Annotated in this window: 18 protein-coding genes; 6 read left to right on the top strand and 12 right to left on the bottom strand. The window is 73.3% G+C overall.

What is annotated here, in order from left to right; all coding sequences use genetic code 11:
• The first annotated feature begins 99 nt into the window (after positions 1-99).
• On the top strand, positions 100-1,203 hold the full coding sequence (locus tag AB0M29_RS27295; protein ID WP_365387126.1) for an aminoglycoside phosphotransferase family protein: 1,104 nt from the start codon (positions 100-102) through the stop codon (positions 1,201-1,203).
• A 285-nt stretch (positions 1,204-1,488) separates the two neighbouring features.
• Positions 1,489-2,133 carry a hemerythrin domain-containing protein gene (locus tag AB0M29_RS27290; protein ID WP_365387125.1) on the top strand — a complete coding sequence of 215 codons (645 nt, stop codon included), beginning with the start codon at positions 1,489-1,491 and terminating at the stop codon, positions 2,131-2,133.
• A 42-nt stretch (positions 2,134-2,175) separates the two neighbouring features.
• Here AB0M29_RS27290 and AB0M29_RS27285 read toward each other — a convergent pair whose 3' ends face one another.
• Together AB0M29_RS27285 and AB0M29_RS27280 are read right to left on the bottom strand one after the other, a co-directional pair.
• On the bottom strand, positions 2,176-3,096 hold the full coding sequence (locus AB0M29_RS27285; protein WP_365387123.1) for a zinc-binding dehydrogenase: 921 nt from the start codon (positions 3,094-3,096) through the stop codon (positions 2,176-2,178).
• A gap of 227 nt (positions 3,097-3,323) precedes the next feature.
• Positions 3,324-4,325: a beta-ketoacyl-ACP synthase III gene (locus tag AB0M29_RS27280; protein ID WP_365387121.1), complete on the bottom strand. Its 1,002-nt coding sequence runs from the start codon at positions 4,323-4,325 to the stop codon at positions 3,324-3,326.
• A gap of 609 nt (positions 4,326-4,934) precedes the next feature.
• Between AB0M29_RS27280 and AB0M29_RS27275 the strand changes: the two genes are divergently transcribed.
• The 3 genes from AB0M29_RS27275 to AB0M29_RS27265 all read left to right on the top strand — a co-directional run bounded on the left by AB0M29_RS27275 (position 4,935) and on the right by AB0M29_RS27265 (position 6,551).
• Positions 4,935-5,402, top strand: a complete 468-nt coding sequence (locus tag AB0M29_RS27275; RefSeq protein WP_365387119.1) for a hypothetical protein — start codon at positions 4,935-4,937, stop codon at positions 5,400-5,402.
• A gap of 214 nt (positions 5,403-5,616) precedes the next feature.
• Positions 5,617-6,354, top strand: a complete 738-nt coding sequence (locus tag AB0M29_RS27270; RefSeq protein WP_365387117.1) for a hypothetical protein — start codon at positions 5,617-5,619, stop codon at positions 6,352-6,354.
• A complete protein-coding gene (locus tag AB0M29_RS27265; RefSeq protein ID WP_365387116.1) occupies positions 6,351-6,551 on the top strand; it encodes a hypothetical protein in 201 nt (66 codons plus the stop codon). The genes AB0M29_RS27270 and AB0M29_RS27265 overlap by 4 nt, the downstream gene beginning before the upstream one ends.
• 380 nt (positions 6,552-6,931) lie before the next feature.
• Here AB0M29_RS27265 and AB0M29_RS27260 read toward each other — a convergent pair whose 3' ends face one another.
• The 4 genes from AB0M29_RS27260 to AB0M29_RS27245 form a co-directional block, all read right to left on the bottom strand.
• Positions 6,932-7,873, bottom strand: a complete 942-nt coding sequence (locus tag AB0M29_RS27260; protein ID WP_365387114.1) for an NADP-dependent oxidoreductase — start codon at positions 7,871-7,873, stop codon at positions 6,932-6,934.
• A gap of 312 nt (positions 7,874-8,185) precedes the next feature.
• A complete protein-coding gene (locus AB0M29_RS27255; RefSeq protein WP_365387113.1) occupies positions 8,186-8,407 on the bottom strand; it encodes a hypothetical protein in 222 nt (73 codons plus the stop codon).
• Complete coding sequence (locus AB0M29_RS27250; RefSeq protein WP_365387110.1) at positions 8,404-10,122, bottom strand: FAD-dependent oxidoreductase; 1,719 nt, start codon at positions 10,120-10,122, stop codon at positions 8,404-8,406. Before AB0M29_RS27250 ends, AB0M29_RS27255 begins: the two co-directional genes overlap by 4 nt.
• The gene (locus tag AB0M29_RS27245) at positions 10,119-10,883 is read right to left on the bottom strand and encodes a ferric reductase-like transmembrane domain-containing protein (protein WP_365387108.1); all 765 of its coding nucleotides are present in this window, start codon (positions 10,881-10,883) and stop codon (positions 10,119-10,121) included. The genes AB0M29_RS27250 and AB0M29_RS27245 overlap by 4 nt, the downstream gene beginning before the upstream one ends.
• Before the next feature lie 535 nt (positions 10,884-11,418).
• Here AB0M29_RS27245 and AB0M29_RS27240 point away from each other — a divergent pair.
• Positions 11,419-12,780 (top strand): hypothetical protein, encoded by a 1,362-nt coding sequence (locus tag AB0M29_RS27240; RefSeq protein ID WP_365387106.1) that lies wholly within the window; start codon positions 11,419-11,421, stop codon positions 12,778-12,780.
• Here the strand turns inward: AB0M29_RS27240 and AB0M29_RS27235 are convergent.
• From AB0M29_RS27235 to AB0M29_RS27210, 6 genes are all read right to left on the bottom strand, one after another.
• Complete coding sequence (locus tag AB0M29_RS27235; RefSeq protein WP_365387104.1) at positions 12,762-13,637, bottom strand: hypothetical protein; 876 nt, start codon at positions 13,635-13,637, stop codon at positions 12,762-12,764. The genes AB0M29_RS27240 and AB0M29_RS27235 overlap by 19 nt on opposite strands.
• Positions 13,638-13,747: 110 nt before the next feature.
• Positions 13,748-13,978, bottom strand: coding sequence for an acyl-CoA dehydrogenase C-terminal domain-containing protein (locus AB0M29_RS27230; protein WP_365387103.1), 231 nt, complete (start codon positions 13,976-13,978; stop codon positions 13,748-13,750).
• A complete protein-coding gene (locus AB0M29_RS27225) occupies positions 13,978-14,163 on the bottom strand; it encodes a hypothetical protein (protein WP_365387102.1) in 186 nt (61 codons plus the stop codon). Before AB0M29_RS27225 ends, AB0M29_RS27230 begins: the two co-directional genes overlap by 1 nt.
• 67 nt (positions 14,164-14,230) lie before the next feature.
• Positions 14,231-15,331, bottom strand: coding sequence for an AfsA-related hotdog domain-containing protein (locus tag AB0M29_RS27220; RefSeq protein WP_365387099.1), 1,101 nt, complete (start codon positions 15,329-15,331; stop codon positions 14,231-14,233).
• Complete coding sequence (locus AB0M29_RS27215) at positions 15,328-16,074, bottom strand: 3-oxoacyl-[acyl-carrier-protein] synthase III C-terminal domain-containing protein (RefSeq protein ID WP_365387097.1); 747 nt, start codon at positions 16,072-16,074, stop codon at positions 15,328-15,330. The genes AB0M29_RS27220 and AB0M29_RS27215 overlap by 4 nt, the downstream gene beginning before the upstream one ends.
• Positions 16,056-17,012, bottom strand: a complete 957-nt coding sequence (locus AB0M29_RS27210; protein WP_365387095.1) for an alpha/beta fold hydrolase — start codon at positions 17,010-17,012, stop codon at positions 16,056-16,058. The genes AB0M29_RS27215 and AB0M29_RS27210 overlap by 19 nt, the downstream gene beginning before the upstream one ends.
• Positions 17,013-17,083 lie beyond the last annotated feature (71 nt).

Here is a 17,083-nt window from a genome sequence, read left to right as displayed (position 1 = left end):
GCGCTCACCGCCGTCGGCCGGGATCCGGCGACGGCGTAGGGTGCGAGGCCGTACCCGCCACGCGGGGGTGCGTACGGGACCGGACCACGGGGAGGGCGGATGGCTCCGCAGACGCGGAACGACCAGGACGAGCGGCGGGACGACCGGCAGGACGGCGGCGCGCAGGCGCCCGCCGCGACGGCTCTGCTGGCCACCGCAGGGATACCGGCCGAGCGGATCGCCGCGCTGGTGCCGCTGGCGGGCGGCACGTACAACACCCTGCACCGGGTCGAACTCACGGACGGCACCAGCCTGGTGCTCAAGGTCCCGCCGTCCGAGCGGGCCCCGAAGCTGGCCTATGAGCACGAACTGCTGCGCGGCGAGGCGCAGTTCTACGCCTCGGCCGCCGCGGCGGGCGGCGTGCCCGCGCCCCGGGTCGTGCACGCGCGGGTCGAGCCGGACGGCGGCGGCGACCCGGCGGCGACGCCGTACCTGCTGATGACGCACTCCCCCGGCGTCCCGTGGTTCGGGGAGCAGAAGGCGATCTCGGGCCCTGAGCAGGACCGGCTGCGGTACGCGCTCGGCGGGCTGCTGGCGCGGCTGCACGCGGTCACGGGGCCCGGCTTCGGTTATCCGGCGCAGACCCTCGCGCCGCTGGACGGCCGGTGGCGGCCCGCGTTCACCGCGATGACCGACGCGGTGCTCGACGACGCCGAGCGGTACGGCGCCTGGCTGCCCGCCCCCGCCGCGGTGATCCGGGCGGCACTGGCCGCCGCCGCGCCCGTGCTCGACGAGGTCACCGTCCCCGCGCTGGTCCACTTCGACCTGTGGCCGGGCAACATCCTGGTCGACGGCCCGGTGGGCGGCCGGGCCATCACCGGTCTGATCGACGGCGAGCGGATGTTCTGGGGCGACCCGCTGGCCGACTTCGCGTCACTGTCCCTGCTGCACACCGATGTCGAGGAGGACACGGCCTTCCTGGAGGGCTACGGCCTCGGCGGCGGGCTCACCCGCTTCGACGAGGGGGCGCGGCGGCGGATCGCCCTGTACCGCTGCTACCTCTACCTGATCATGCTCGTCGAGGTGGAGCCGCGCAGCACGTCGGGCGAGTACCTCACCTGGGTACGGGAGTTCACCGCGCCCCGGCTGGAGGCGGCGCTCGGCGCGGCGCTGGGCATCGCCGCCGGGGGCTCCGGGGACGGGTCACCGGTGACCGACCGGTAATTTTCCCGCGCGGCGTATTTCCCGTTTTCCGGGGGCCGTTGACCGCAAGTGGTAAACGAACTTAACGGATCCTTGTCCCTACCATGAGGATGGGCATGCCAATTTTGGGCGGATTCCAGGAATAGCGGACACCAACTCCCGTACAACGACGGGGGTTTCGCCGTGGCGACGGCGCGCGACGCCGCCCCGCGTGCGGTGCGGGTTTCCCCGGAAGCAATTGCCGTGACAGGGCTCGGTGCCACCATCTGATCACGTACCCGCGCACGCACTTCGAGGAGGCAACGCATGAGTACCAACACCGCATCCGCTGCGCAGTCCAAGCTTGACTTCACCATGATGTACGCGGCGCACGACGCGTTCCGGCGTGATCTGACACGGCTGGTGGCGGCCGCGGACGGCAGGACCGGCGATCTACGGGCCTTCCGGGCCGGTTGGACCACTTTCACCTACTACCTGACAGTGCATCACACCTCCGAGGACAATGTGCTGTGGCCGCCGGTCCGCCGGGCGGCGGGCTCGGACCCCGAGCGGCTCGCGCTGCTGGAGGCGATGACCGCCGAGCACTCCGCGCTCGACCCGCTGCTGGAGGCGATCGACAGCAAGCTGAAGTCGGGCGGCACCGCCCGGCTGCTGGCCGACGTGGAGGAGCTGTCGAAGGTCCTCACGGCCCATCTCGACCATGAGGAGACCGCCGGTCTGCCGCTGGTGGACGCGGTGCTGAGCAAGGAGGACTGGGAGCGCTTCGGCGAGGACCAGCGCCGCCAGGTCGGCACCAAGGGCGCGGCCACGTTCTTCCCGTGGCTGCTCGACGGCATGCCGGAGAGCAGTGAGCGCAAGGTGCTCGCGCTGGTGCCGCCGCCGATCAGGCTGCTCTACCGCAAGGCGTGGCGGCCGAAGTACCAGAAGCAGTCGCCCTGGGCGCAGGGGTAGTTCTTCTCCGACGGGGTGACGAGGGCGGTGCGGGCGCGCGGTTCACAGCGCCAGCACCGCTTTTCCGTTGAGCCTGCGCTCGGCCAGGTCCCGTAGCACCGGGGCCGGGTCGGTCCAGTCGACGACCCGTGCCACCTGGGGGTCCAGGCGGCCCTCGGTGACGAGTTGGACGAGGAAGGCGAGGTCGTGGGCGACGTCGCGGCGGGTGACCTCGTCGAAGAGCGCGACGGCGTGCAGGCTCACCCCGGGCCGGGCATGGCCCCAGTCGCGCGGCAGCCGCAGATCCGCGCGGGCGGTGTTGCCGTAGCAGACCACCGAACCGCCCGCGGTGACCGTCTCGAAGGCGCTGGTCAGCACCTCGCCGCCGCAGCTGTCGAGCAGGATGTCGACGGGCTCGCGCGGGTCCTCGCCGTACGTGGCCACGTGGTCCGCGCCCAACGCGGCGAGCCCCTGCGCCCGTTCCGGTGAGCCGACCCAGGCGATGACCTTCGCGCCCGCGGCGGAGGCGAGTTGGACCGCGGCCCGGCCGACGCCGCCGCCCGCGCCCGTGACCAGGACCGTACGGCCGACCAGGCGGCCCGCGCGCTGGAGGGCGTAGAGCGCGGTGAGTCCGGCCACCGGCAGGGCGGCGGCGGACTGCCAGTCCAGGGAGTCGGGCAGCCGGGCCAGCCGGCCGGTGCCCAGGGCGACGCGTTCGGCCCAGCCGTCCCGGTCGGCGAGTCCGAGCACCCGGGTGCCGCGGGCGGGGCCGCTGCCGTCGGGCGCGGCCCTGATCACCGTGCCCGCGACATCCCAGCCGAGCCGTGAACCGGGCGGAAGTTGGCCGAGAATCGACAGGTCCCCGCGGTTCACACCCACCGCGCTGACCGCCACGAGCGCCTGCCCGGCGCGGGGTTCGGGGTCCGCGACCGGGTCGAGTCGCAGTCCGGTGTCGCCGTCGTCCGTGGTGACCAGGGCTTTCACGAGGTACCCGCTTTCGTCGTCACATGGAGCCACGTCACTTCGAGCAATTCCGTTGATACGTAGAGTCATTCGCGCGTGCGACTGTGACTACGACGGCTGTGACGATGGTGTGACGGTGGTCATGCGGAGGGCCCCCGGGGCTCGTTGTGAGCCCCGGCGGCCCGCGCGGTACGAACCACCAGCCCCCCGCGTGCGGTGGCGGTAGCGCGCGGGCTTCGCGCTGTGCGTCAGGGCAGGGTGGCGACCACCGCTGCGTACGACAGTCCGGAGCCGTAGCCGAGAAGCAGCGCGGTGTCGCCGGTGGCGGCCGCGCCTGATTCGAGAACCGCCTCGATGGCCTGCGGGATGGAGGCGCCCGAGGTGTTGCCGTTGGTCACGATGTCCTTGGCGACGACGACCTGCGCCGGGATGCCGATCGAGCGGCTCATGCTGTCGATGATCCGCTCGTTGGCCTGGTGCGGGATGAAGGCGTCGAGGTCGTCGGGGCCGATACCGGCCGCGTCGAGCGCCTGCTTGGCGACCTTCGCCATCTCGTAGACCGCCCAGCGGAAGACCCGCTGGCCGTCCTGGCGCATCACGGGGAACTCGTGCGTGGGATCGTCCTTGAGCACGTCCCAGGGGGCGGTCTGGGCGATCGCGTCGGCCTGCGAGCCGTCCGCGCCCCAGACGGCGGGACCGATGCCGGGGGTGTCGGAGGGTCCGATCACCACCGCACCCGCGCCGTCGCCGAAGATGAAGGCCGTCGAGCGGTCCTTCATGTCCAGCAGATCGGTCATCCGCTCCACGCCGACGACGAGCACATGGCCGCCGCGGCTGCGTACGGCGTCGGAGGCGAGCACCACGCCGTGCACGAAGCCCGCGCAGCCCGCCGTGATGTCGAACGCCGCCGCGCCGGTCGCGCCGATCCGGTGGGCGATCTCGGTGGAGATCGCCGGGGTCTGCATGAGGTGGGTGAAAGTGGCAGTGATCACACAGTCGATCTGGTCCGGAGTGAGGCCGGCCGCCGCGATGGCCTTGTTGGCGGCCTGCTCGGCCATCACCCCCAGGGTCTCGTCGGGACCGGCCCAGCGACGGGTCACGATGCCCGTTCTGGAGCGGATCCACTCGTCCGAGGAGTCGATGAAGCGGCACACCTCGTCGTTGTCGACGACCCGCCGCGGGCGGTACGCGCCGACGCCGAGAATCCGGGCGTGCCGGGCCCCGTTGGGCACTGCGATCTCAGCTTTCATGGGAGCCTTTCAGGCCTTCGGCCATGGGTGTGGGTCGGACCTTGCATCAGGCGGTGACCCTCGTGTTCCCCGGCGAGGGTGCCGCCGGGGACCGCGAGGGTCTCCGTACGAATGATCCCCCCGTTTCGGTGCGGAAGGAGACCGATCCCTTCTTCCGTACCGAAGGCTGTCCGGGATTTGACGGTGTGCGGAGGGGCTCCGTGACAGTCGCCGCGCGACGGCCAGGAGTTTTCGCACGCAGCGGCTTTGCGGTCAAATTCGGCTAAATATCCGGGGGGTGGCCGGATCCGCCACGGAATTCCTGATTCCGTGACAGTTACATCGGCGGGGCCGTCCGACCGGCTCTACTGGCGGGTACGGAATTTCGGGTTCCAGCAGGGCCGGTGGCGCCGCGGGGTGATCATCCTTCATGGGGACAGCCTGCCATCAGCCGATCACGGACGGCGGCGGCGCCACCCGTACGAATCCGGCCGGTTCAGGTCTAGGCCAAGCCCGCCGCGCCGCCCCGCCATTGCCAACTCGCCCGACTCGCCCGCACTTTGGTGTCGCATCCGACGGTACGGGCGGGCAACTGCGCCTGCGCGCCGCCCCTGTGTGGAAGGAATCGATGTGCTGCGCAGACTCTCCGCGCTCCTGGCGGCCGCCGCCGGCGCCACGGTGCTGCTGGCCGGCGGCCCGGTGGCGGCCGCCGCCCCGGCGGCCGTGACCGCCCCGCCCGCCACGTGCTCCGGCGTCGTCCGGATCAACAGCCTGGCCTTCAGCCCCGCTCAAGTGGCCCCCGGCCAGACCTCCCAAGCGGCGCTGACCGCGACCAACTGCACGGGCGTGACGCAGGCGGTCACCGAGACCTGGACGGCGCGCTGGGGCGCGGACGCGTCCGGCGGCGTGCCGCAGGGCTGCCCGATCCTCGACCCGTTCCTGCGCTCGGTCAGCTTCGCGCCGTACACGCGTGTCACCACCTCCACCGGCTATCTGGTCCTGTCCGGCTGCACCGCGGACCGGCTGACCGTCACGGTGACCCTCCGGCAGGGCACCACACTGCTCGGGCAGCGCAGCGCCGACCTGGTGATCACCTGAGAGCGGCGGCCCGGTGACCGCCCGGCGGCAGGGGCCGGCGGGCGGCCTCCGGCCGTGACCACGGGCCGCCGGGCCCCGTCGCCAAGAGCGGGGGCCCGGGGCCCGTGCGCGTGGCGCGGGTGGCGTGGCACACTCGGGGCAGACGCGGCGTCTACAACCGCGTAGACAACGTCACCGGTCCGCTGCCGCGGTCCCGATCCGGAGGTCGCACGGCGTGAACGACATCGTGCTGGTCCTCACCGTCTTCGTGGCGTGCGCCGTGGAAGCGGTCGAGGCGCTGACGATCGTGCTCGCCGCGGGCACCGGCCGGGACTGGCGCTCGGCGTTCCAGGGCACCGCCGCCGCGCTGGTGGTCCTGGCCGCCACCGTCGCGGCCCTCGGCCCGGCCGTCGGGCAGATCCCGCTCGGCGCGCTACGGCTGCTGGTCGGCGCCCTGCTGCTGGTCTTCGGACTGCAGTGGCTGCGCAAGGCGGTGCTGCGGGCCGCCGGGCTCAAGGCGGTACGGGACGAGACCGCCGCCTACGAGAAGGCGGTCGCGCGGTCCCGCGAGGCCGCGACGGGCGGGCGCGGGGCCGTACGCGACTGGTACGCCTTCACGCTGGCCTTCAAGGGGGTCTTCCTCGAAGGGCTCGAAGTCGCCTTCCTGGTGATCACCTTCGGCAGCAACCAGCGCAACGTGCCGCTGGCCGCCGTGGGCGCCCTCGCCGCGGTGCTGGCCGTCGCCGGCCTCGGCTTCGCGGTGCGGGCTCCGCTCGCGCGGGTCCCCGAGAACACCATGAAGTTCGCCGTCGGCATCATGCTCACCGCCTTCGGCGCGTTCTGGTCCGCGGAGGGCGCGGGCGCCCACTGGCCGGGCTCCGACGCCGCCCTGCTCGCCCTGGTCCCCGCCACCGCCCTGCTCGCCCTCGGCTACACCGCGCTCCTGCGCCGCACCCCCCTGGACACCGCATGACCTGGCTCCGCGCCTTCGGCCGCTTCTGGTACGACTTCGTCGTCGGCGACGACTGGCGCGTCGCCGCGGGCATCGCCACCGCCCTCGCCACCACCGCCGCCCTCACCCACCTCGGCATCAACGCCTGGTGGCTCCCCCCAGCGGCAGCGGCCGCCCTCCTGGGATTGTCACTGCGCCGGGCACGCGGAGGACGCTGAGGTTGCGGGCGAGCGGCGGGGTTGCGGGCGGGCCGCGGGGTGGCGGGCGAGCCGCGTCGGGGGATCGAGTCGCGGGGCACGCGAGCGCCCCGCAGTTCCCGCAGCCTGTGCCGGTACGGCGTGGGCGGCGTACGGCTGTTGCTCGCCGGACGGGCGCGGCAGCGGCGCTGCGGTCGACGGGCGCGAAGGGTCGCGCGGGGGGGGCGTCGGGGCTCGGTCACCGGGACAGAGGTCCGACCTGTTGGGCGGTTGGGGCTCGGGCTGTGGTGGTTCCCGGCGCCCGTGGAGTTGCCGGAGCTGGGGTTCCGGATGGTCTGGCATGCCCGGCTCGGAGGTGGCTGCGGCTGCGGGCCGCGCTGTCCTGATGGGTCGTGGGGGCGTCACGACACCTTCAGGACGGTCTTGCCGCGGCGGTGCGGCTGGTCGAGTGCCGTGTAGGCCGCGCCGGCCTCGGAGAGCGGGACGACGCGGGCGACGAGTGGGGTCAGGCGGCCGGCGGTGACCAGGCGGCTCAGCTCGTCGAGGTCGCCGCGGTCGGGTTCGACGACGAAGAAGACGCCGCGTGCCCCGCCGGGGCCTTCCGCGGCGGGCGGTGACGCGACGCTCACCAGGGTGCCGCCGGGGCTCAGCACTTGCCAGGAGCGCGTCTGGGTGTCGCCGCCGACGGTGTCGAGCACCAGGTCCATGTCGGCGAGCTGCTCCTCGAAACGCTCGTTCGCGTAGTCGACGACCCGCTCGGCGCCCAGTTCCCTGACGAAGGCGGTGTCCTGGGCGGAGGCCGTGGCCGCCACGGTGGCGCCGAGCGCCGCCGCGATCTGCACCGCGCAGCAGCCGACGCCGCCCGCGCCGCCGTGCACCAGCACCCGCTGCCCCTCGCGCAGCCCGCCGTGGCGCACCAGGGCCTGCCACGCGGTGAGGCCGGACAGCGGCAGGGCGGCGGCCTGGTCGTAGTCGAGCTCCGGCGGCTTGGGGGCCAGCACTCCCGCGGGTACGGCGGTGAAGTCGGCGGCGGCGCCGTCGCAGGTGAACGGGATCAGGCCGAACACATCGTCGCCCTCCTGCCACCCGGTCACGTCCGCGCCGACCCGCGCGACGACGCCGGAGAGCTCTTTGGACGGCACGATCGGCAGTCGCAGCGCGCCACCGCTGTCCAGGCTGTCGGTCCACGTCGCGTCCCAGTCCAGCTCCCCCGGCGTGATCGACGCCGACCGTACCTCGACCAGCACCTCCCCCGCGCCGGGTGCGGGCCGCGGCGCCACCTCGTACCGCAGCCGCTCCGGCCCGCCGCGCCGATGGCCGCGAACCGCGTGCATCGTCTCCATGGCGTCCTCCCGTCCCTCGGCGCCTCTGCCTCCACCCTCCCCCGCCCCGCCCGCGCCCGCCACCGGCCGCCACACGCTGCGCTGGCGGAGGGCCAGGCACCGGAGTGCCCCGAAGGGGCGCGGGGAAGCGCGCTGCGCTTGCGTCGCCGGGCACGCCGGTAGTGCCCCGATAGGGGCGCGGGGAACTGCGCGGCCCGCCCCCACCGGCCGGTGGTCGGGAGACAACGCGTCTGCCCCATTGGGGCCGGTGGTGACCTGCAGCCCGGTCATGGGCTGGTCGCGCAGTTCCCCGCGCCCCTACGGGGCACGGACTCACCCAGGCGGCGGGGCCGAGGTCGGGGTGCCGGTTTGGGGGGCGCGGGTGGGGGGCATGGGTGGGGCCGTCATCAGGACGCGGCCGTAGAGGGCGACGGCCGCGGCCATGAGGAGGGCGATCACCAGCCAGCGCAGGTGCAGGCGGGCGGGCAGGCTCAGCAGGCGGTAGAGGGGGCCGCCCGCGGGAGCCGGACGGGCCCGGCGGGCGCCACCGCTCATCGGTGCCTCCCGCGGTGGACGGTGGGAGGTCTGGCCCGGGTGCGGCCGATCTGGTCGCGGTAGTCGAGCAACCGCAGCGGCATGTCGAAGGCGACGGCCCCGACGATCTGCGGACCGTACGCGGTGGGCCGCGTGTAGCGGGCCAGGAACCGGCCGGACCGCAGCGAACCCTCGGTGATCTCGACGTCGGAACCGAGCGACGGGATGCCCGCGGCCTGGATGCGTACCCCGTGCTGCTCCGACCAGAAGCGCGGCACGGGGGTGAAGCGCGCCGCCCGCCCCGGGCCCTGGAGCAGCGCGTCCGCCGCGTGCTGCCCCATCTCGACGGCGTGGATGAGGTGTTCGACCCGCCGCGGCCGCTCGTCGAAGCGCGCGTTCGGCCAGCTCGCCACATCCCCGGCGGCGACGATGTGCGGCACGATCCGGCCGTGGACGTCGCGCACGTGGGTGGTGGGCGCGCACAGCACCCCGTCGGAGATCTCGACGCCGCTGCCGCGCAGCCACTCGGTGCGCGGCTCGCTGCCGAGCCCGAGGACGACGAAGTCGCAGGTCAGCATCTCCCCCGTGGTCAGTCCCAGCCGCAGCGCGTCGCCGTGGTCCTGCCAGTCGGTGATCCGGGTACCGAGCCGCAGCGCCACACCGGCCTCGCGCTGGAGGTCGGCGACGACCGCGCCGACCCGGGCGCCCAGCACCCGCCGCAGCAGGGGCGCGCTGTGCACCACCAGGGTGACGTCCATGCCCTGGTCCCGCGCGGTGCAGGCCAGCTCGCAGCCGACGAAGCCGCCGCCGACGATCACCACGTGCCGGGCCCGCGCGGCCAGCATGGCCTGCCGTACGGCGGCGGCGTCGCCGAGGGTGCGCACGGTACGGATCCGGTCGGTGAACAGCGGTGCCTCGGGCAGCCGGCGGGCGTCCACCCCGGTGGCGAGCACCAGCCCGTCGTACGGGAGCCGCTCGCCGCCCCGCAGCTCCAGCGCCTTGCGGTGCATGTCGAGGCCGATGACGGGTGTACCGAGCAGCCAGTGCGCGTCGAGCGACTCGTCGGCGCGGAAGGTGAGCTGACTGTCGGTCAGCGCGCCCGACAGATACTGCTTGGACAACGGCGGTCGGCTGTAAGGGCGTTGCCGCTCCTCGCCGACGATCACCAGCTCCCCGTCGAAGCCGCGTTCGCGCAGCCGGGTGGCGGCGCTGAGCCCGGCGAGCCCGGCGCCCGCGACGACGACACGGCGGCGGCCGGTACGGGAGGCGGCTCCGCTGCGCAGCGGGCGGCGGTCGGCGCGGCCACCGCCCATGGGCGCGCCGCCGGGGGTCTGGCCGCCGTGGATGGTGATCGCCTGCATGGGGCAGCAGCGCACCGCCTGCCGTGCCTGGGCGGCGAGTTCGGCCGGGACGCCGCGGGTGTAGTGCAGCGAGCCGCCCTCGGAGACACGGAACACCTCGGGCGCCTCCTGCTGGCAGATGCCGTAGATACGGCAGCGGTTGTTGTCCACCCCGATCCGTACCGGCTCGGCCTCCGGCACCAGGACGGGGCGGGCCGGTGCGAACGCCTCGGTGGGCACGGCCGGTACGGGCGGGGCCACGGGTCTGACCTCGACGCCGCCCGGCGGCACCGGGACGGGGTGCAGCACGGGAGCGGGCGGCCCGTACGAGACGGGCGGGTGCGGTGGCGCCGGCACCGGAACCGGCACCGGAAACGCGCTGTGCGGAAAGGTCATTCAACGACTCCGGTTCCGCCGGGAAAGGCCCGACCGCGAAGCCGGGAACGGGACGGGAAGGCGCGGATCAGGAACACCAGCAGAACCGTCACCGCGCCGACCGCGACACCGATCGAGACCAGGTTCAGATGTCTCGGCTCGGGATGGACGAAGAAGATGTGCAGCCAGATCAGCGCGAAAGCGGCATACGCGAATTGGTGCGTTCTCAGCCAGCGGTGATATCCCAGGCGGCGTTGCAGCCAGACCGCGCAGGAGACGGCGATCGCGAGTTCCGTGCCCAGGATGCCGAAGCCGACGGGCACCCGCTGCACCCCGCCGCTGAAGGGGACCACCAACTGGCGGGCGCCGATCCGCCACACGGGCTGGTAGAGAAAGGACAGCCCGTGGACGCAGCCGAAGATCATCGTGGACAGGGCGAGCGTCATGTGCGCGCCGTAGAAGGTCGCCCGGTTCACCGCGCGCTGCAGGAACCGCAGCCGCAGCATCACGCCGAGCACCACGGTGGCCACCATCAGGGTGTACGCGATGAGCGCCGCCAGCCTGGTGATCTTGTGAACCCCCATGTCGTACGGGAGTTGCTTGTCGTAGGCATCCAGCGGCGACCCCGGGACGGGCGCGTTCGCCGCGCCCAGCGCGTCGGGCGCCAGGATCGCGCAGAGTGCCAGCAGGGAGAGCAGCAGGGCGAGGACGACGAGTGCGGGGCGGCCCACGGGCGAGGCGGGGCGGCGATCACGGGTACCGCGCATCCGAAGCCTGATCATGTCCTGGACTCCTCGCTCGCACGCGCCTGGACGGCGGGAGGAGAGCCGGGGATTCGCACCGCGCACACATGTCATTCACCAATGAATGACACAATGTGTCCGCGGACAAGCCTGGGCCAAGCCCGGGACAAGCCCGCCAAAGGGCCTTTCCCACAGGGCCTTTCCCACAGGTCTCGCTCCTTTGGCGGGAGACGCTACACCAAGATGGGTGCCCGGTCGATGCATGGCCAACAGCTCGTACGGGAACGGGTTATGAGGCTAAATCCCGCTAAGTGACGGCAATTGACGGGGAGTAGGCGCGTCGGCCGAGTCCGGTTACCGCGGGCGCTCCTTGTGAATACCCTCTGAACGGCTCGGTCATTCCCTCCGGGCCGTCCGCGGCCGCCGCGTGACCCGCATCCGGAGCATGGCCGGGAAGCGCCCCGGGAACGCCCGGGTCCACATAATCCCGCCCGTCGCGCGCAACCTTGGCACGGTCCGGCCGGTCACATACGTAGCTGGTGGGACGACCAGCCATACGCTTGGGGGGTCTGGGATGAACAACCGACGACGACGAGGTGCGGTACGCAAGGCGGTCGTGGTGGCGATCGCCGTCGCCGCGTCCGCGATGCCACTGGTCTCCGGGGGGACGGCGGTCGCTGACGCACCGTCAGCGGGCCACCGCACCGCGGCGGAACTGGGTACGGTCGAGCAGGTGGGCGACCACGTGCCGGTGGTGACCGAGGGCGAGGCGCCCTCGACCACGATCGAGTTCGACGCGACACTGCCCGCGAGCGTGACCGGCCAGGTGCACGCGCGGCTGGACTTCGACGGGGGCCAGCTGCCGTCCGGGGGCGCGTACCCCTGGCGGGTGGCCCCCCATCTGCAGGCGCAGTGCGCGGTGAACGGCGCGGACTCGCGGGAGTGTGGCTGGGACGGCCCGTTCGGCACTCCCGACCAGGGCAAGCTCCTGCTGAATCTGCCCACCGTGGCGGCGGCCACCACGCTCACCTACGTGATCCGGCTGAACGCGGACTACTACGCGCTGCCCGACGGCCAGACACTCTCCGGCGCTGTCGAGCTGACCGACGCCGACGGCGCCCCGCTGGCCACCGGCTCGGCCGTGATGCGGTTCCGCGCCGTCCTGCCCGACGCCGAGCAGCGCCCGGCCCTGCACGCCCGGGACGCCTCCGGGGTGCTGTGGAGCTACGAGGGCACCGGCGACACCGCCGCGCCCTTCAAGCCGCGCACCCGGATCGGCGGCGGCTGGAACACCTACGACCAGGTCACCGCGCTCAGCGTCACCACGGCGGCCGGTGAGGGCGACGTGGTCGCGCGCGACCGGAACGGGGTGCTCTGGTACTACGGCGGCACCCGCGATGTCGCCGCGCCCTTCAAGCCGCGGGTGCGGGTGGGCGGCGGCTGGAACACGTACACCGAGATCTTCGGCGCGGGCGCCCAGCTCGACGAACGCGCCGGCGGCGGCGACCTGCTGGCCCGCGACAAGGCGGGCGACCTGTGGTTCTACCAGGACACCGGCAATCCCGCGGCGCCGTTCGCGCCCCGGGTCAAGGTCGGCTGGGGCTGGAACACGTACACCGAGGTCACCCCGTTCGGGAACGGGGTGCTGGCCAGGGACTCCTCCGGGGTGCTCTGGTCGTACGGCAGGGCGGACGGGAAGAACCCGGCCGCACCGCTCATGCCGCGGGTGCGGGTGGGCGGCGGCTGGAACGCGTACACCTCGCTCACCGGCGTGCGCGACGCCGCCGGGGCCCAGTTCTACAGCGGCCCCAGCCTGCTGGCGCGGGACAGGAACGGCAAGCTCTGGCTGTACAAGGCGGACATGTACGGCACCGGACCGCAGCCGCACCCCACCGCGATCGGCGGCGGCTGGAACACCTACACCCTGATGTTCTGACCGTCGTCCGCACCGCTACGGCTGTCGTCGTGGGTCGTGGCCAGATAGGCCACGGCCCCGGCGATCAGCACGGCCAGCACCAGGCTGACCGGGCCGGTCCCCCAGCCGAGCCCGCCGCGGTGGGCGGGCACGCCCATCCAGTCGGCGAAGGACGCGCCCAGCGGGCGGGTGAGGACGTACGCCCACCAGAAGGCGGCGACCGCGTTGAGCCCGAGCAGCCGTCCCAGTACCGGCATCGCGATCAGCCCGGTGAACAGCACACCGGAGGTGAAGTAGCCCAGGTGCAGCGTCCCCGCGGTGAGGTCGCCCGCGGCGGTGCCCAGCGCGAAGGTGGCCAGCACCGTGGCCCAGTAGAACGTCTCCCGGCGCCTGGTGCGGATGCTGTGGATGGACAGCGTGCCCTCGCTGGCGTACCAGAGGACCAGCACCGCGGCGAGGGCGAGGGAGAAGGCGACGGTGGACACCACGTACGGGATCCCGATCACCACGTGCACCACGTCGGCGGCCATGGTGCCGAAGACGCTCACCATCGCGATGGCGGACCAGTAGACCCACGGCGAGTAGCGGGTCGTGCGGAACTGCGCGACCAGCAGGGCGACCAGCCCGAGCAGACCGATCGCGCCCGCGGGGATCGGGCCGAGCACCCGCGCCAGGAAGTCGGACGTGGTCTCGCCCATGCCGGTGGTGAGCACCTTGGTCACCCAGAAGGCGACGGTGACCTCGGGTACCTTGCTCCAGGCGCCGCCGCCCGGCGTCGCCGCGTGCCGGTGGCGTGCCGCCCCGGCGACCGGTGCCCCGGCGGGACCCCCGGTCTCCGTTCCGGCCACGAACCCGTTTCCGGCCTGCTCCATTGGCAACCGCCGCTCTCCCGGCGCCGGGCGCGCCGATTCCGTGTCCCCACGCCGCCGTTTCAGCGTCTACGAGACTGTAGACGAAGGCCTGGCGGATCGCGGAATCGGCCCCGGCGTCACCAGTCGGTGTCGGCCAGGTCCATCAGCACGGTGTCCTCGCGGGTGGCGATCGCCCGCTGGGCGGCCAGCAGCGGCAGTGTCTCCTGGGCGAAGAACTTCGCGGTCGCCACCTTGCCGCGGTAGAAGGCCCGCCGACGCTCCGGCAGTTCGCCGTCCGCGAGCCGGTCGAGGGCGACGGCGGCCTGGCGGAGCAGCAGCCAGGACAGCAGGACGTCACCGGCCGCCATCAGCAGCCGGGTGGTGTTGCGGCCGGCCTGGTAGACGGCGGGTACGTCTCGAAGGACCGGTGGGTGAGCATCCGGTGGTACCCGGCGGAGATGCCGAAACCGGAGATGGCGTACATGATGACCAGCACCACGAGGTCCGACCAGTGGAAGATCGAGTTCCACAGCAGTGCCATCGCACCGAACACGACGACCAGCGGGATGACCGATGCACCGAGAATGAATCAGCGGTGTTCCCTACCGTCCATTTGACCCTCATTTCTGTGAGTTGAGCTGTTCCTGGTGCGTGGGGGTGTGCGCCTGCGCGCGTCTGCGGGAGCGCGAGTACCGGTACGGGACCGGGGGTTCCGGCGCGGCGGGCTCGTCGGGCAGCAGCTCGATCCGGCCCTCGGCGATCGGGCGGCCGAACTGCCACACGCCGACCTCTGCCGGGATGCGGCCGTCCTCGTCCTGGGCGCCGACCCGTACCAGATAGGTGAGTTCGGCCCCGGCCTCGGCGGACTCCCGGAAGACCGCGGCGCAGCCGACCGTGCGGGCGTACGGCTCGGGCATCGCGCCGGTCCGGCACGCGGCGGCGACGGCGGACTGCCGCAGCCCCTCGACCAGCAGCGACGCCGGGATGTGGCCGTCCCCGTGGTCGGAGAAGGCGGGGTGGCCGGGGTCGCAGGCGAGCAGATAGTGCACGGCGCCGTCGTCGGGTTCCGCGCCGCCCGCCGCGATCACCGCGTTGCGCGGGTCGGACCGTCCCACCAGGGCGGGCGCCAGCGGCGGCAGCCCGGCCCGCCGGGCGGTGCCGACCGGCTTCCCGGCCCCCTGGTGGGACTGGAGGGAGCCATGGCCGGTGCGGGACCTGAAGCCGATCTCGACGCTGAGCGTCATCGCCAGCCGGCCGTTGATCTCGGCCCTGCCGCGCAGCGTCATGGCCCGCGGGGTCGCGGCCCCTCCCACGCGGTCGCTGATCCGGTAGTGCAGATAGCCCTGCAGCGGGGTCGTGCCGTCGGTGGCGTACGCCTCGGGGTCCTCGATCCGCACAGAGATCCGCCGCAGCGTGACGGGCCATCCCGGCAGCACCCCCGCGTGGCGGTGCAGCACCACCGAGACGGCCTGCCGGGCCGCTTCGACCGACGCCAACGGGTCGTGGTACCCGGCCCGTTGGTCGGACCACAGGGCATGCGCGCGGGGTATCCGGAAGGAGAGGTAGAAGTCGTCGGGGGTGGCCTGCACCGAGTCCGCGACGAACACCTCGGCGGTCTGCCGCCGTTGGACGAGGGAGCGCGGCACCGCCTGGTCGAAGGTCAGTTCGGTGCCGGGCGGGAGTAACGGGAGGTGCGCCGGGCCGACGCAGTCGCCGCTCACGCGGCGGCGCTCCAGCGCACGGCCGCGGCGGCGGCGAAGTCCCCGGCGTGGGCGAAGCCGGACATCATCACGAGGTCGCCGTCGTGCAGGCGTCCGTCGCGCAGGGCGTGGTCGAGGTTGATGGGCACGGCGGCGCCGTACAGGTTGCCGAAGCGGTCGAAGGTGTCGAAGTGCCGGGCGGCGTCCACGCCGAGGACCGGCGAGCCCTTGCCCGCCTCCAGGTAGGCCACGCCGCAGCCGTCGCCGGGGATCGCCGCGTGGGGCTGCTTGCGCACCTCGGACTGGGCGGACATCTGGCCCGCGCTGTTGGTCACGTCGGCGATCAGGGCGGTACGGGCGGTGCCGTCGGCCATGATCTTGCGGGCGAGCTGGACCATGTACATGAAGGCGGCGCAGCCGCCGTTGTGCAGGTCGACGATCCACCCGGGGCTCATGCCGAGCCGGTGGGCGGCGCGTGCGCCGATGCCGGTGAACAGCTCGTCGGGCAGCAGCACATTGGTGATCAGCACGTCGACGCCCGCCGCGGGATCCCTGCCCAGACGTTCGAAGACCGGCCGGGCCGCCTTGGCGATCATGTCCGCCGCCTGCTCGTCGGGCGCGACGTGGTGCCGGGTCGGAGGGACCTTGAACAGCGGGGAGTTGGCCATCGGGTCCGGGGCTGAGTCCTCGTCCAGGAAGAACTCGGGACCGACGACCTTCTCGGGCAGATAGCTCCCGAAGTCGACTATGCCGACGGGCTGCATGGCGTTTCCTTTCGAAGCCAGTCCTCGACGGTCCGCGCTGTGGCCGCAGCGTGTTCCTCGAGGAGCGAGAAGTGATCGCCAGGTACGGGGACGACGGTGGCGGGCGCCCTCCACAGCGCCCATCGGTCGCCGCCGGGGACTTCAGGGCCGCTCTCGGCGGCCACCAGCAGTGCGGGAGCCAGGAGTGGATCGGCGGTCCAGTCGTCGAACAGCCGCAGATATCCGCCCATGGCCCGGACAGTGTGCTCGGTGATGCCGAGCAGCTCCTGGTCCAGATCGAGGACGCGGCCCATCGCCCAGCCGAACACCTCGTGCTGCTGGGCGACTTCGGGCTCGTAGGTGTCGATCAGCACGGCGCCCGCGACCTCGTGGCCCGCGCGCTCGGCGGTGGCGGCGACGGCATGGGCGAGGGCGCCGCCGATGGAGTGCCCGACCAGCAGCAGGGGGGCGCCACCGGCCGCGCGCACCGCGGCGGCGGTGAGGCTGTCGACGGCCGCGCGCCAGGTGGCGGGCAGCGGCGTGGCGGCGTCGAAGCCGGGCAGGGTCAGCCCGGACATCCGCAGCCGGGGCGCGAAGCGGGCGGCGAACCGGGTGAACTGGTGCGGCCCGGACCCCGCGAGGAAGGACGGGACGCAGACGACCGCGGGGGCGGCGGCGCCTTCGCTGACGAGTACGGCTCTCGGTGGGGTGCCGGGCGCGGCCGCGGCGGAGAAGGAGGGGCGGTCGGCGCCCGCCGCCTGCAACCGGGGGACGGTGGCGCCGAGTTCGCCGCGTGCGTGGGCGGTCAGCGGGAGTGTGGTGAGCGGGCCGTGAGCCGGGGCGGCGGCACCGGAGGCGGGTGCGTCTGCGGGGGTGTGCAGCGGCGCGGGGGCGGCGGCGGGCATCCAGGACAGCCGCGCCGCCAGGGCCTGGGTGTGCCCATGGGTCGGGTCAGCCATGCCGTCCTCCGCTCGTCGCGCGCGCCCCCGTCGGCCCGCCCCCGTCCGCCGCGCGGTCCCCGTCACTCCCC

This window comes from Streptomyces sp. NPDC051976, from assembly GCF_040680795.1.
In the GTDB taxonomy this organism is placed as follows: Bacteria; Actinomycetota; Actinomycetes; order Streptomycetales; family Streptomycetaceae; genus Actinacidiphila.
Note: the sequence above shows the minus strand (reverse complement) of the source record. Positions and strands in the feature narration are given on the sequence as shown.

Coding starts and splice junctions, on each gene's coding strand:
- AB0M29_RS27295 (WP_365387126.1), top strand. CDS start 100: ATGGCTCCGCAGACGCGGAACGACCAGGACGAGCGGCGGGACGACCGG.
- AB0M29_RS27290 (WP_365387125.1), top strand. CDS start 1,489: ATGAGTACCAACACCGCATCCGCTGCGCAGTCCAAGCTTGACTTCACC.
- AB0M29_RS27280 (WP_365387121.1), bottom strand. CDS start 4,325: ATGAAAGCTGAGATCGCAGTGCCCAACGGGGCCCGGCACGCCCGGATT.
- AB0M29_RS27265 (WP_365387116.1), top strand. CDS start 6,351: ATGACCTGGCTCCGCGCCTTCGGCCGCTTCTGGTACGACTTCGTCGTC.
- AB0M29_RS27260 (WP_365387114.1), bottom strand. CDS start 7,873: ATGGAGACGATGCACGCGGTTCGCGGCCATCGGCGCGGCGGGCCGGAG.
- AB0M29_RS27255 (WP_365387113.1), bottom strand. CDS start 8,407: ATGAGCGGTGGCGCCCGCCGGGCCCGTCCGGCTCCCGCGGGCGGCCCC.
- AB0M29_RS27250 (WP_365387110.1), bottom strand. CDS start 10,122: ATGACCTTTCCGCACAGCGCGTTTCCGGTGCCGGTTCCGGTGCCGGCG.
- AB0M29_RS27245 (WP_365387108.1), bottom strand. CDS start 10,883: ATGATCAGGCTTCGGATGCGCGGTACCCGTGATCGCCGCCCCGCCTCG.
- AB0M29_RS27240 (WP_365387106.1), top strand. CDS start 11,419: ATGAACAACCGACGACGACGAGGTGCGGTACGCAAGGCGGTCGTGGTG.
- AB0M29_RS27230 (WP_365387103.1), bottom strand. CDS start 13,978: ATGGCGGCCGGTGACGTCCTGCTGTCCTGGCTGCTGCTCCGCCAGGCC.
- AB0M29_RS27215 (WP_365387097.1), bottom strand. CDS start 16,074: ATGCAGCCCGTCGGCATAGTCGACTTCGGGAGCTATCTGCCCGAGAAG.
- AB0M29_RS27210 (WP_365387095.1), bottom strand. CDS start 17,012: ATGGCTGACCCGACCCATGGGCACACCCAGGCCCTGGCGGCGCGGCTG.